The following is a 14,836-nucleotide window of genomic DNA, read 5'->3' on the forward strand; positions in this document are numbered from 1 at the left end:
AATGACATTCGATATACAAAATCTGTTGCGGGACAACATCCGAAAATTAAAGCCTTATTCATCCGCTCGCGATGAATTCTCGGGCGAGGCAGCGGTATTTCTCGATGCCAACGAGAATCCATTTAATGCTCCGTACAATCGGTACCCCGATCCCCGACAAACAGAGCTGAAAAACAAAATCGTACCAGTTAAAAAGGTTCCCGCTGAAAATATTTTTCTGGGAAACGGAAGCGACGAACCCATCGATTTACTAATTCGGGCGTTTTGCTCTCCCGGAAAAGACAACATTGTTGCCATCGCTCCCACTTACGGCATGTATCGCGTGGCAGCCGATGTAAACGATGTGAGAGTTATCGAATCTCCACTGAATGCCGATTATACGCTTTCACCGAAGCCGGTGCTGGACACGGTTACACCGGATACGAAAATGATTTTTCTCTGCTCTCCCAACAATCCTACCGGGAATGCTCTGGAAAAAGAGGCCATGCTGGAAATCTTGAATAACTTCAATGGTCTGGTCATTGTCGACGAAGCGTACATTGATTTTTGTCCGGAAAAATCGCTGCTTCCCGAGTTGCCGGAACATCCTAACCTGGTTGTATTGCAAACCTTCTCCAAAGCATGGGGAATGGCAGGTATCCGGTTGGGAATGGCATTCGCCAGCCAGGAAATCATTGACGTACTCAATCGCATCAAATATCCGTACAACATCAACATTCTGACCCAGTTAAAAGCAATCGAGCTGATTGAGCTGGAGAAAGAAAAATCGGATTGGGTTAAAATCCTGGTTTCCGAAAGGGAAAAGCTGGCTGAAAAGCTACGGGAGTTCCCGTTTGTGGTGAAGGTTTATCCCAGCGATGCCAATTTTCTATTGATAAAAACACACGATCCACGCGGAATTTATGATTACCTCGTTGAAGAGAAAATCATTGTGCGCGATCGCTCCGGAGTGGCGCTTTGCGAAGGCAGTCTGCGCATCAGCGTAGGTTCTGAAATGGAAAATCAACGACTGATTGAAGCACTGGAAGCGTTAGTTTGAAAAGCTTTCAATATCATCTGAAAATGAAAAAGAAAAAAGTACTATTCATAGACAGGGACGGAACGCTGGTAGTTGAACCGCCGGAGGATTACCAGTTGGATTCGTTGGAAAAGCTGGAATTCGTACCGGGCGTTTTTCGCAACCTGTATAATATCCGGAACCTACTCGACTTCGAATTGGTGATGGTCACCAATCAAGATGGTTTGGGAACGGATTCATTTCCGGAAGAAACATTCCATCCGGCTCACAATAAAATGTTGAAGGCTTTTGAAAACGAGGGCATCACATTCGACGAAATTCATATCGACCGGACTTTCCCGGAAGAAAATGCGCCTACAAGGAAGCCGGGAACAGCCCTGCTGCAGAAATACTTTAGCGAAGAATATGATCTGCCCGGCTCTTTTGTCATCGGCGACCGGCTAACCGACGTAGAATTAGCCAAAAACCTTGGAGCCAAGGCTATCTTCTTCTCCGATAAGGAAATCGATGATGAAGTGTTGAAAGCTCATTGTGCATTGACCACCAATAGCTGGGCGAAAGTTTTCCAGTTCCTGGCAACAGGTGAACGAACAGCTACCATTGAACGGGAAACCGCCGAAACGAAAATCAGTATTACCGTCGACCTCGACGGCTCCGGCAAAGGAAATATCTCAACGGGTCTGGGATTTTTCGATCACATGCTCGACCAGATCGCCCGCCATTCCGGTTGCGATTTGACAATACATGTGAACGGTGATCTCGAAGTAGACGAACATCATACCATCGAAGATACCGGCATTGCTTTGGGAAATGCCTTCCGGCAAGCACTTGGCGATAAGCGGGGAATAGAACGTTACGGGTTCTACCTTCCGATGGATGACTGTCTGGCTCAAGTCGCTCTCGACTTCGGCGGCAGACCGTGGCTGGTTTGGGATGCGGAATTCAAGCGGGAAATGATTGGCGATGTTCCTACAGAGATGCTCTTCCACTTTTTCAAATCATTTTCCGATGCTGCCCTGTGCAATTTGAATATAAAAGCGGAAGGAACAAATGAACATCATAAAATCGAGGGAATTTTTAAAGCATTCGCCAAATCAATCCGGATGGCCATACGAAAAGATCCGATGAAAAATTCATTGCCATCGACGAAAGGGATGCTTTAGTTTTCCGTTTTTCTATTAACATAAAAATACTTCATCCCAAAGAAAGATACATTCATCACATAAAAACGGTCGTTCATCAAAAAATTTTGTTCAAAAGGAAAAGGATCGCTTAATTCGGTCTCAGAACCAAAACCAGTTAAGATAACGGAGTTGACGAGTTCGCTTTCGCACAGAAACTGAAAAGCTCGTCGACACAATCCGTAGCAAAAACATCCATTTATGGTAGCTACCGCCCAACTAGCCGGCGGTCCTACCATCCGGATGCTAAAAGGTTCTGACACCACCACGATAGCTGGTTGTTTACGATACAAACACTCAGATTCGCATTTAATATATCCTTTTCCACCATTTTAAAAAGCTTCCTGAAAAACAGGAAGCCTTTTGTTATGCCCGTTTGGTTTTAAATTGGGGTTAAATTTTGGAGGTAAAGCTCTTAAAATTTCTTTCAACCCCTGGTTTTTCTTTATTTTAATAGGTACAAAACAAATTTAGCCTTCGTGGAAAGTATCAAATCAATACACACCGATAAAAACACCGCAATTCTTCTCATCCACTGCCCTGATCAACAAGGCATTTTGGCTGCGGTTACCGAATTTCTGAACCGGAACAAGGGTAATATTATCTACCTCGACCAGCATGTCGACAGGCAGGAGAAGTTATTTTACATGCGGGTTGAGTGGGAACTCGACGGATTTGTGATTCCTCGTGAGAAGATTGCCGAATACTTTGGAACGCTGGTAGCCGGCCGTTTTGATATCACTTTCTGGCTTCACTTCTCGGACAAACCACCAAGAATGGCTGTTTTTGTGTCGAAGCTTTCTCACTGTTTATTCGATATCGTCGCCAGGTATACTGCCGGCGAATGGGACGTTGAAATTCCTCTGATTATCAGCAATCATGAGAAGCTGGCCCCCGTTGCTCAACGGTTTGGGATTGACTTCGAATATCTTCCGATTACGAAAGAAAATAAAGCTGAGCAGGAACAGAAAGAGTTGCAACTGCTGAAGGACTATGACATCGACTTTGTTGTGTTGGCCAGGTATATGCAAGTGTTGTCCGATGATTTTGTCAAACACTACCCCAACAAAATCATCAACATCCATCACTCGTTTTTGCCGGCATTTGCAGGTGCGAAGCCTTATCACGCGGCTCACGCCCGCGGTGTCAAGATTATTGGAGCAACCAGCCATTATGTAACCCCGGAACTGGACGCAGGCCCAATTATAGCTCAGGATGTGGCGCGTATTTCTCACATCGACACCGTGAATAGCCTGATGAGGAAAGGACGTGATTTAGAGAAGATTATTCTCAGTGAAGCGGTCTACAAACATCTCGAACGAAAGATTCTTGTATATAATAACAGAACAGTAGTATTTAACTAACATCCTCCTACAATGAAACACATTTCAAACCAATTTCGATTAACTTTTTTAGTTCTCTTAATTTCTTTGACGTCCAAAGTTCAATGTGCTACCACAATAGCGCAACACAAGCGAAAAGTTCCAGCTGCCTATGGTTACATTCTTCAGCCTGGCGATCAAGCTCCTATATTTTCAATGACGCTGACCGATGGTACCAAAGTTTCCACGAACGACTGGAAAGGCAAAGTCGTTATGCTCCAGTTTACAGCCAGTTGGTGCGGTGTTTGCCGTCGCGAAATGCCCCACATTGAGAAGGAAATCTGGGAAAAACACAAAGACAACCCCGATTTTGTCCTTATCGGAGTGGATAGAGACGAACCGCTGAATGTTGTCAAAAGGTATGCTTCCGACATGAAAATCACCTATCCGTTAGGACTGGATCCCGGTGCTGATATTTTCGGACTATTCGCAGACAAAGATGCGGGTGTCACCCGGAATGTCATCATTGGAAAAGATGGAAAAATAGCTTACATGACCCGTCTTTTCAAAATGGATGAGTTCAATCAGATGAAAGAAGTCATCGACTCGTTACTGAAACAATAAGTCTGTTATTTGACAAAACTATACTCTTTAAATGGACGTAGCCATTATAAAATACAATGCCGGAAACATCATGTCGGTTGAGCTGGCGCTGAAACGACTGGGCGTGAATGCAACCATTACGGCCGATCCGGATTTCATCCGCAAAGCCGATCGGGTTATTTTCCCCGGGGTTGGCGAAGCGTCGACCACCATGGCCTATTTGCGGGAACATAACCTGGATCGTCTCATCACCAGTCTGAAACAGCCTGTACTGGGCATCTGCCTCGGCCTTCAACTCATGTGCTCGCACAGTGAGGAAGGCGATGTGGATTGTCTCGGTATTTTTCCCGAAAACGTGAAAAAATTTATTCCGGCTCCCGGGCAAGAATATGTTACCAAAGTCCCGCATATGGGATGGAACAGCATCAGTAACCTGAAAAGCGACTTGTTCGATGCTTCGTTGGAAAATCAATATGTCTACTTCGTGCATTCGTATTATGCAGCTGCCGGCGACGATACCGCGGCAACCTGTAATTACATTACACCGTTCAGTGCCGCTTTGCAGCGCGACAATTTTTATGCAACCCAGTTTCACCCCGAGAAAAGCGGACCAATCGGTGCCCGGATTCTCGAGAACTTTATCAACCTCAAAGCCCGTTAAGGAGATAGTACCATGATTGAAATTATTCCGGCAATCGATATTATCGATGGGAAATGTGTCCGTCTGAACCAGGGCGATTATGCACAGAAGAAGGTGTACAACGAAAACCCGCTGGAAGTGGCACGTTCGTTTGAAGATGCCGGATTGAAACGACTTCACCTGGTTGATTTGGACGGCGCCAAAGCCAGTCACATTGTCAACCATCAGATCCTGGAAAGCATTGCCACAAATACATCGCTAACCATTGATTTCGGCGGTGGGCTCAAATCAGACGAAGACCTGCGGATTGCTTTCGAGTCCGGCGCTGCGATGGTGACCGGTGGCAGCATTGCCATTAAATCACCCGAAGTATTCCAGTCGTGGCTGGAAAAATACGGCAACGAACGAATTATTCTGGGTGCCGATGCGCACAATCGGAAAATTGCGGTCTCGGGCTGGCAGGAAACCACCGATGCCAATATCCTGGATTTCATCGCCCTTTGGCAGGAAAAAGGAGTAACTCAGGTCATCAGTACAGACATCAGCCGCGACGGTATGCTTTCCGGACCGGCGACGGAGCTTTACCGCGATATTTTAAACCGAATACCGGAATTGTACCTGATTGCCAGTGGCGGCATCAGCTCGATGCAGGATATTCTGGATTTGGATGAAGCCGGAATTCCCGCTGTAATTACCGGGAAAGCGATTTATGAAAACCGGATTTCGCTGAAGGAAATCGGGCAATATTATGCGAAAAACAGCTAATGCATGCTTGCAAAACGAATTATACCATGCCTCGATATCAAAGACGGACAAACCGTTAAAGGTGTCAATTTTGTCAACATCCGCAACGTAGGCGACCCGGTGGAACTGGGTGCTTTGTATGCCAAACAGGGTGCTGACGAACTGGTTTTTCTTGATATAACAGCAACCCACGAAGGCCGAAAGACCTTTGTCGACCTGGTGAAACGGATCGCCCGCGAAATCAATATTCCCTTCACGGTAGGTGGAGGAATCAGCGAACTAGAGGACGCCGGTAAGTTGCTGGCAGCCGGGGCCGATAAAATCTCAATCAACTCCTCGGCAGTAAGAAATCCACAGTTAATTGATGACCTGGCAAAGAACTTTGGAAGTCAGTTTGTCGTTGTAGCTGTTGATGCACGGAAGAAGCCGGAGCATTGGGCTGTGACCGTGAATGGTGGGCGCATTGAAACCGACAAAGAGCTTTTTGGCTGGGCCAAAGAAGCCGAGAGTCGTGGAGCCGGAGAGATTCTCTTTACCTCGATGGACCACGACGGTACGAAAAACGGATTTGCTAACAAGGAGCTGGCCCAATTGTCCGAAAGTCTTTCTATCCCGATTATTGCATCGGGCGGCGCGGGGAACATGGAGCACTTCGTCGATGTGTTTACCAAAGGAAAAGCCGATGCCGGACTGGCAGCCAGCATTTTTCACTTCCGTGAAATTTCCATCCCCGATCTGAAAAGCTACCTGCGTCAACAAGGAATTGTCGTCCGGTAAAAACGGGAAATAAATGAATTAATTGTACTTCGAAAATAAGGAACAACGAAATGGAACTTGATTTTGACAAAGCCGGAAACGGATTGATACCGGCGATAATACAGGATAACGTGACCAACAAAGTTTTGATGTTGGGATTCATGAATAAAGAGGCCTACGACAAAACGGTAGCCGAAAACAAAGTCACTTTTTTCAGCCGCACTAAAAACCGACTGTGGACCAAAGGGGAAGAATCAGGCAATTTCCTGCACGTGGTTTCCATCCAGTCCGATTGTGATGATGACACACTGCTCATCAAAGTGAATCCGGCCGGACCGGTTTGTCACACCGGAACCGACACTTGCTGGGGCGAAGTGAACCGCAGCGACGACTTCATGTTCCTGAAAGAGTTGCAGGATTTCATCGACAAACGCAAAGAAGAGATGCCCGAAGGTTCGTACACTACTTCTCTCTTCCAGAAAGGAACTGCAAAAATTTCACAAAAAGTGGGCGAAGAAGCCGTTGAAACGGTGATTGAAGCCATGGCGAACAACGATGAACGTCTGTTGTACGAATCAGCGGACCTGATGTATCACCTGATTGTCTTGTTAACCTACAAAGGCTACCGCCTGGAAGACATCGCCCGGGAATTGAAAAAGCGGCATAAATAACGAAGACTGCTTTAAATAAGACATACAGTTCGCCGCCAGCACATACCATGAAAGTGTTTTATTTTCATGGTATTTTGTTTTCCGTTAACCGGAAATAATCATTCGTATTTTATCAAATCGCAAAAGAGTGGTTGTTTTCATCGCCATGTTCACTAACTTCAACGAATGTTTTCGTTTACTGAAGATCCTCAAGCTAAAACAATACGTATGAAACGGTCTCTTAAGTATTTGCTGCTAATTGCCGTGCTGGCAGTTCCTTTTGTTACCAAAGCAGCTTCCCCTAAAGACACGACGAATCCCACATCGGACGTGATTTATTCTGACCAGGATAAAGTGATTCTCGACCGGATTTTTCATGACCTGGAGCCCCAAAAAGATTCCTCGATGGGACAATTAATGGTAATGATCGGTAAAGAATTTCTGGGCACGCCGTATGTTGCCCACACACTGGATAACCGTGATAAAGAAGAGTTGATTATCAACCTGCGGGAACTCGATTGTACCACTTTCGTGGAAAACTGCCTGGCAATTGCCCGGACCATCAAAAGTGGAAAACCGACATTCAGAAAGTTTACACGCGAACTGGAAAATGTTCGTTACCGGAATGGCAAACTGGACGGCTATCTCAGCCGGTTGCACTACTTCAGCGATTGGATTGCCAATAACGAGAAAAAAGGACTGGTAGAAGATGTTACTTACCAACTTGGCGGAACACCCGACCCGCTCACTCTCAACTTCATGAGTACGCACGCCGACCTTTATCCTCAACTAAAGAAACATCCGGAGTGGGTTCCCCAAATGGCCGAACGGGAAAAAGAAATTTCAGCCCATTCGTTTTACCTGATAAAAAAACAGGATTTGGAAGAGGTTGAGTCGGGAATTCAGGATGGTGATATTGCTGCCCTTACCACAAATATCAAAGGGCTCGACATCTCCCACGTAGGCATCATGGTGAAAGAAAACGGAAGAGTACATCTTTTGCAGGCCTCTTCACTCGCCAAAAAGGTGATAATCGACCCAACGCCATTGGCCGATTACCTCGCTCCCCGAAAAAATGCTTCCGGCATTATGGTGGTAAGGCCGCTGTCGCCAAAAGATTGACAATATTGATAAGCAACAGGAAATCCCGGGAAAAACTTCCGGGATTTTTTGATGACCACCGTTCTTCTTTTTTCACTCACCCAAGCCATCGGTACCAAGAACATCAGAACATCCCGAAAAATCGTCAAGACTTTATTTTAATACATCAAAATATTTTTCTAAAACGTCAAGACATTTCTGACAAAAGATCTAAGCATTTCTGCAAAAATGTCAAGACATTATTTGAAAAGATCAAGACATAATTTTAGGAGGTCCGTATTTTTTTAAATAAAGTCCGGACTTTTTAAAAAAAGATAAGGACCTTCTTTCCATCAGATCGGGATTTTCTTTCGATCAGGTCCGGACATGGTTGGAAAAAGATCGGGACTTTATTACAAAAAGATACGGACCTGTTTAAAACGAGATCCGACTTTCTTAAGAACAGGCTATTTCATACAAAAAACTGAGGCCGCCTCTTTTGAGACAGCCTCCTTTTTTACTAATTCAAAATTCAACAAGTCAATCAATAAATCTGATTAATACATATATTCTTTTTGCATTACGGTGCTTAATCCTGCATGAGGTATTCGTTAATCTTTCCGGCAGCATCGCGACCCGAACGAATGGCGTGAACAACCAGGCTGGCTCCACGGGCTACATCGCCTGCGGCAAACACTTTGTCAACCGATGTGGTGTTGGTTACTGCTTTCACGTTTCCACGTTCGTCATATTCAACACCCAATCCGTCAAGCAAACCTTCGTGTACCGGGGAAACAAATCCCATGGAAAGCAGCACCAAATCGACTTCAATCAATTCTTCCGTACCCGGAATTTCTTTCATCTGGAAACGGCCGTCGATTTTTTCCCAAACTACTTCCACCACTTCTGCTCCGGTCACCTTCCCGTCTTTACCAATCAAACGTTTGGTGGCCAATGCCCAGCGCCGCTCGCAACCTTCGAGGTGCGAACTCGACGTACGAAGTGTATTCGGCCAGTAAGGCCACGGGTTGGTGTCGGCACGTTTTTCAGGCGGCTTTGGCAAAATCTCGATTTGTGTTACCGACTCAGCCTTTTGGCGAATGGAAGTTCCCACACAGTCGGAACCGGTATCACCACCTCCGATAACGAGCACTTTCTTTTCCTTCGCGGAAATGCGTTCGTCTTCAGTGAATACTTCGCCACGATTGACTTTATTCTGCTGCTTCAGAAAGTCCATAGCAAAGTGAACACCTTCCAAATCGCGTCCCTCTACAACCAAATCGCGGGGCTGCATAGCTCCCACTGCCAGACAAACGGCATCGTAGTCCTTCAACAGCTGCTCCGGAGTAATATCTTTACCAACTGTTGTGTTGGTTTTGAAGTCTATTCCTTCGGTAACGAAAAGCTCCAACCGCCGATCGATGACGTTCTTGTTCAGCTTGAAATCGGGAATGCCGTAACGAAGCAATCCTCCAATAGCATCGTCCTGCTCGAAAACGGTAACAGAGTGACCGGCCTGATTCAATACATCAGCTGCAGACATTCCTGCAGGGCCGGAACCAATTACGGCTACTTTCTTTCCGGTGCGTACTTCCGGAACACGAGCCTGCACATATCCGCGATCGAACGCCTGTTCTACTACCGAAGCCTCGTTTTCCCGAATGGTAACCGATTCTTCATGAATGGCCAACACACAGGATTTTTCGCAGGGTGCCGGACAAACGCGACCGGTAAACTCAGGGAAGCTGTTGGTTGACGAAAGGATATCGTAAGCCTCTTCCCATTTCCCCAGGTAGATGGCATCCTGCCACTCAGGAATTTTACTGGTTACCGGGCAAGCCCAGTGGCAAAACGGAATGCCACAATCCATACACCGGGAGGCCTGATCTTTCCTGTCCTTTTCGTTCAAGGTCTGTTCAACCTCGCCAAAATCGTATATTCTTTCTTTAACGGGACGGTACCCGCTCTCTTTTTTCGGTATCTCAATAAAACCTTTTGGATTTCCCATGATGAAGATTTTTTTTATTAAACGTGCTGAATTACCTTTCTCTCTTCTCTTCCGGCTTATTCGTGTCGAGCCGGATCATCTTCCGTTAACTGAAGTTTCTTCTTCAATTCCTTCAATTTAAGCTCTTCAAGCACTTTCTTGTATTCGAATGGGATCACCTTAACAAATTTGGGAAGGTACTCATCCCAGTTAGTCAGAATTCGCTGGGCCAGGGAACTCTGTGTATGCAGCAAGTGGTTACTAATCATCTCCTGCAGTTCCTGAATATCGGATCTGTCCTCAACAGGTGTCAGTTCAACCAACCCTTTGTTACAGTAGTAATCGAAGTCGCCTTTCTCATCAAGCACGTAAGCGATTCCACCACTCATACCCGCTGCAAAGTTCCGCCCGGTTGTACCCAGAACGACGGTCCGTCCACCGGTCATGTACTCGCAGCAGTGATCTCCGGTTCCTTCCACAACAGCTATCGCACCAGAGTTCCGAACGCAGAAACGCTCACCGGCAACTCCCCGGATATACACTTCGCCACTGGTTGCACCATATAACGTTGTGTTACCCACAATGATGTTTTCTTCCGGGACGAAATTGGCTCCCTGCGGCGGAACAACCGTTATCTTTCCTCCGGAAAGTCCTTTTCCAAGGTAGTCGTTCGAGTCGCCTTCCAGGCGGAAAGTGCTGCCTTTGGTCAGGAACGCACCGAAACTCTGGCCGGCCGAACCTCTAAAGGTACAGTTAATGGTATCTTCCGGAAGACCTTCTTCTCCGTATCGCTTGGAAACTTCACCCGAAAGCATGGCTCCGACAGTCCGCATCACATTGTTGATATCATGCGCAATCCAAACTTTTTCTCCGCTCTTGATGGCTTTATTAGCCTCGCGGATGAGGGTCCGGTCAATCACATCGTCCAGATTCTTGGTGTTGGGCTGTACGTTGTGAAGCGGATACTGAGCAGCTTCCTTCGGTACATACAGCAACTTAGAGAAGTCAACCGTCTTCATCTTCCAGTTCATCACGTCAGGATTCGGCTCCAGCAGATCGGCACGCCCGACGAGTTCATCGAAGGTGCGGACACCAATCTCGGCCATGTATTCGCGAATTTCCCGGGCAATGAATTGGAAATAGTTGATAACGTATTCCGAGCGTCCAATAAAACGCTTCCGTAACTTCTTATTCTGAGTTGCAATTCCTGCCGGACAGGTATTCAGGTGACACTTACGCATCATCACACATCCCATCACAATCAGTGACGCGGTAGCGATACCAAATTCCTCAGCTCCGAGCAGTCCCATGATAACGACATCACGACCATTTTTCAGCTGCCCGTCGGTCTGCAGCTTAACGCGACCACGCAGGTTATTCATAACCAACGTTTGCTGTGCCTCCGAGATTCCGAGTTCGGCCGGCAGTCCGGCATGCTTGATCGAACTGGCCGGAGAAGCTCCTGTCCCTCCTTCGGTTCCACTAATAATAATGATATCGGAGAATCCCTTGGCTACACCAGCAGCTACCGTTCCTACACCGGTTTCAGAAACCAGCTTCACAGAAACTTTAGCGGCGGGATTTACATTTTTCAGGTCGTAAATCAACTGTGCCAGGTCCTCAATCGAATAAATATCGTGGTGCGGAGGTGGTGAAATCAGCGTAATCCCCGGTGTCGATTTACGGGTTTTTGCGATGATTTTGTTCACCTTATATCCCGGAAGCTGTCCACCTTCTCCGGGTTTTGCCCCCTGCGCAATTTTAATCTGTATCTCCTGAGCATTCATCAGGTAGTTATTGGTCACGCCAAAACGCCCCGATGCGATCTGCTTGATTTTGGAGTTTCTGTCAGTGCCGAACCGGTCCGGATCTTCTCCTCCTTCACCGGTATTGCTTCGTCCGCCAATGGCGTTCATAGCAATTGCCAATGCTTCGTGTGCTTCTTTCGAAATGGAACCGTAAGACATGGCTCCGGTCACGAAACGCTTCATGATATTTTCTTCCGACTCTACCTCATCGACCGGAATCGGATTCTTCTTCCACTGCAAAGCACCCCGAATGAAAGCCGGCTTCTGATTTTCCTTGTCAACCAGTTGGCTGAACTTCTTGTACACATCGTAATCGTTGGTTTTGGTTGCCCATTGCAACAACCCGATGGTTTCCGGGTTCCAGGCGTGATGCTCACCATCTTGCCGGTAATGATATTCACCGGTATTCTTCAGCATAAACTTATGTTGACCGTTGGGAGCAAATGCCTGAGCGTGGAACATCATCGTTTCACGGTAAATCTCTTCGAGACCGATACCGCTGATGCGCGACGCTGTACCTTTGAAATATTTCTCAATCAGTTCCTGGCTTACGCCGATGGCTTCAAAAATCTGGGCGCCGTGGTACGATCGCAACGTGGAAATACCCATTTTCGACAGAATCTTCAGCAAGCCTTTGTCGATGGCTTTGATGTAGTTCTTCCGGGCATCTTTGTATTCCATTGAGATCTCGCCTTCGCGAACCTGCTTATTCAACGCAGCAAAAGCCAGATAAGGATTTACAACACTGGCACCATATCCCAGCAGCAGCGCAAAGTGCATTACCTCTCGCGGCTCGGCTGACTCGACGATGATACCAATCTGCATCCGCTTTTTCTTCTGGATGAGATGGTGATGAACTGCTGAAACACAAAGCAACGAAGGAATCGGAGCCTGTTCTGCAGAAATACCGCGGTCGGTTAATATGATCAAGTTCTTTTTGTCGTCAACGGCCTTTTCGGCCTGAGCCAACATATTATTGAACGATTTCTTAAATCCTTCCACCCCATCTTTTACCGGGAAAAGCATGGGAATGGTGGCATGATTGAATGCCTCGTGCTTCAAATCCTTGATTTTCCCCAAATCGGTATTGGTGATAATTGGGCTGTCGAATTTGATCAATTTGCAGTGCTCCGGGCTCTCTTCCAACATATTTCCCGAAAGAGAACCAATGTAGTTGGTGAGAGACATCACCAGTCCTTCCCTGATGGGATCGATTGCCGGGTTGGTCACCTGGGCAAACATTTGACGGAAGTAACTGAAGAACCGCTTCGGCTTTTCGGAGAAAACAGCAATGGGCGTGTCGTTACCCATGGAACTGGTCGGCTCTGCTCCGTTTTCAGCCATCGGTTTCAACAACATGTTGATGTCTTCTTTCGAGTAACCAAATACTTTGGCGTAAGCCGGGAAATCCTCTCCCATATTCGAAGAAACGCGCTGTTTTACTACGATGTCTTCCATCAACAGGCGGTTTTCTTTCAGCCAGTTGATATACGGATTTCTGCGCGAAAGTTGTGCCTTTACTTCCTTATCGGGAATCAGGATACCTAATTTCGTATCGACCAGCAACAGTTTTCCCGGACGCAAACGGCCTTTTTCTTTAATTTCATCTGCCGGAAAAGTTTGCACTCCAACTTCCGAGCCCATCACAATCAAATCATTGTTGGTGATCACGTAACGTGACGGACGCAAACCATTCCTATCGAGTGTACCACCGATATAACGGCCATCGGAGAAAACCATCGATGCGGGTCCGTCCCATGGCTCCATCAAGGTGGAGTTGTATTCATAAAATGCTTTCAGACTTTCCGGAATCGGGTTCTTTTCGTTGAACGACTCGGGAATCATCATACACAATGAGTGCGGCATGTCGCGGCCTGTCATGTGCAGGAACTCGAGTACGTTGTCAAACGAGGACGAGTCTGACTTTCCGGGTTCAACCACCGGGAAGAGTTTTTCGAGCTCGTCGCCGAATAAATCGGACTGAAGCAGCGCTTCGCGGGCATGCATCCACAGGCGGTTTCCTTTAACCGTGTTAATTTCACCGTTGTGTGCCACCATGCGAAACGGCTGCGCCAGATCCCAGGTTGGAAAAGTATTGGTACTAAAACGGGAATGAACCAGTGCAATCGCACTCTTCATCTCCGGATGAGTTAAATCTTTATAGTAGCTACGCAACTGATCCGGCGTAAGCATACCTTTATAGATAATTACCTTCGTTGAGAAACTGGGCAGGTAAAACGATTCTTTCTCATTCAGATGAGATTCGCGAATCTCTCTCTCAGCCTGCTTTCGAACCAAATACAACTTCCGCTCCAGCGCATCCTGTTCCATGTGAGCTGTAACGAAAACCTGTTTCACGTTGGGTTCGGTCCGTCGTGCAATCTCACCTACGACAGAGCTGTCAACCGGAACATCTCTCCATGCAATTAAACGCAATCCTTCCAGTTCGATATAACGATTCATTACCTCCTGACACACGGCGGCCTCTTCTTCGTCTACCGGAAGAAAAACCAGGCCTGTTCCGTAATGACCTGCTGAAGGCAAATCTATTTTCTGTGAGATGAAAAAGTCGTGCGGAATCTGCAGCAATATGCCTGCCCCGTCACCGGTTTGATTGTCGGCGCTGGTCGCACCCCTGTGGTCCATGTTCCGCAAAACAGTCAGTCCTCGCTCTACTATATCATGCGACTGCTGTCCTTTGATGTGCGCAACAAACCCAATACCACAGGCATCGTGCTCGTTTGCAGGGTCATACATTCCCTGCGGTTGTGGAAATCTTTTCTGCACCATATCTGAAAAATTTAATAGACTAAACTCAGGAAAGTCAGGAAGTGACAACTAATACTTCCGTAAATCTTTCACAAAAAAAAGCTACCAGGCGGAAAACTGTAAGTAAAAAACAGTCTATTTTTTTAGACTGAAAGCAAAAATAGCTTTTAAATCTTATAATTCCAATAATGAAGACGATACCCGGGGGTACGGAATACACTGAATTGGGGGTTGTTAGCGCTACCATAAATATGCAACAGGGTGATTTATAAGCGCAT

General features: G+C 46.6%; 11 protein-coding genes. 9 read left to right on the top strand and 2 right to left on the bottom strand.

Going from position 1 to position 14,836, the window contains the following annotated elements; genetic code table 11:
* Position 1: 1 nt before the first annotated feature.
* The 9 genes from hisC to CLV93_RS00895 all read left to right on the top strand — a co-directional run bounded on the left by hisC (position 2) and on the right by CLV93_RS00895 (position 8,036).
* Positions 2-1,039: a histidinol-phosphate transaminase gene (gene hisC / locus CLV93_RS00850; protein ID WP_106540280.1), complete on the top strand. Its 1,038-nt coding sequence runs from the start codon at positions 2-4 to the stop codon at positions 1,037-1,039.
* A 23-nt stretch (positions 1,040-1,062) separates the two neighbouring features.
* A complete protein-coding gene (hisB, locus tag CLV93_RS00855) occupies positions 1,063-2,181 on the top strand; it encodes a bifunctional histidinol-phosphatase/imidazoleglycerol-phosphate dehydratase HisB (RefSeq protein WP_106540281.1) in 1,119 nt (372 codons plus the stop codon).
* A gap of 497 nt (positions 2,182-2,678) precedes the next feature.
* Entirely contained in the window at positions 2,679-3,563 is an 885-nt protein-coding gene (purU, locus tag CLV93_RS00865; protein ID WP_246187170.1) for a formyltetrahydrofolate deformylase, read from the top strand.
* A 138-nt stretch (positions 3,564-3,701) separates the two neighbouring features.
* Positions 3,702-4,145: a TlpA family protein disulfide reductase gene (locus tag CLV93_RS00870; protein ID WP_281351397.1), complete on the top strand. Its 444-nt coding sequence runs from the start codon at positions 3,702-3,704 to the stop codon at positions 4,143-4,145.
* 31 nt (positions 4,146-4,176) lie between these two features.
* Positions 4,177-4,785, top strand: coding sequence for an imidazole glycerol phosphate synthase subunit HisH (gene hisH / locus CLV93_RS00875; RefSeq protein WP_106540284.1), 609 nt, complete (start codon positions 4,177-4,179; stop codon positions 4,783-4,785).
* A 12-nt stretch (positions 4,786-4,797) separates the two neighbouring features.
* Positions 4,798-5,529 (top strand): 1-(5-phosphoribosyl)-5-[(5-phosphoribosylamino)methylideneamino]imidazole-4-carboxamide isomerase, encoded by a 732-nt coding sequence (hisA, locus tag CLV93_RS00880; RefSeq protein WP_106540285.1) that lies wholly within the window; start codon positions 4,798-4,800, stop codon positions 5,527-5,529.
* Positions 5,530-5,532: 3 nt separating this feature from the next.
* Positions 5,533-6,285, top strand: a complete 753-nt coding sequence (gene hisF / locus CLV93_RS00885; RefSeq protein WP_106540286.1) for an imidazole glycerol phosphate synthase subunit HisF — start codon at positions 5,533-5,535, stop codon at positions 6,283-6,285.
* A 50-nt stretch (positions 6,286-6,335) separates the two neighbouring features.
* Positions 6,336-6,935 carry a bifunctional phosphoribosyl-AMP cyclohydrolase/phosphoribosyl-ATP diphosphatase HisIE gene (hisIE, locus tag CLV93_RS00890; protein ID WP_106540287.1) on the top strand — a complete coding sequence of 200 codons (600 nt, stop codon included), beginning with the start codon at positions 6,336-6,338 and terminating at the stop codon, positions 6,933-6,935.
* Between the two features lie 207 nt (positions 6,936-7,142).
* Positions 7,143-8,036 carry an N-acetylmuramoyl-L-alanine amidase-like domain-containing protein gene (locus CLV93_RS00895; protein ID WP_170108830.1) on the top strand — a complete coding sequence of 298 codons (894 nt, stop codon included), beginning with the start codon at positions 7,143-7,145 and terminating at the stop codon, positions 8,034-8,036.
* A 547-nt stretch (positions 8,037-8,583) separates the two neighbouring features.
* Here the strand turns inward: CLV93_RS00895 and CLV93_RS00900 are convergent.
* Both CLV93_RS00900 and gltB read right to left on the bottom strand, forming a co-directional pair.
* Positions 8,584-10,002 carry a glutamate synthase subunit beta gene (locus CLV93_RS00900; protein WP_106540289.1) on the bottom strand — a complete coding sequence of 473 codons (1,419 nt, stop codon included), beginning with the start codon at positions 10,000-10,002 and terminating at the stop codon, positions 8,584-8,586.
* 56 nt (positions 10,003-10,058) lie between these two features.
* Positions 10,059-14,579 (bottom strand): glutamate synthase large subunit, encoded by a 4,521-nt coding sequence (gltB, locus tag CLV93_RS00905; RefSeq protein ID WP_170108831.1) that lies wholly within the window; start codon positions 14,577-14,579, stop codon positions 10,059-10,061.
* Positions 14,580-14,836 lie beyond the last annotated feature (257 nt).

Origin of the sequence: Prolixibacter denitrificans (assembly GCF_003014495.1) — a bacterium.
Classification (GTDB): Bacteria; Bacteroidota; Bacteroidia; order Bacteroidales; family Prolixibacteraceae; genus Prolixibacter; species Prolixibacter denitrificans.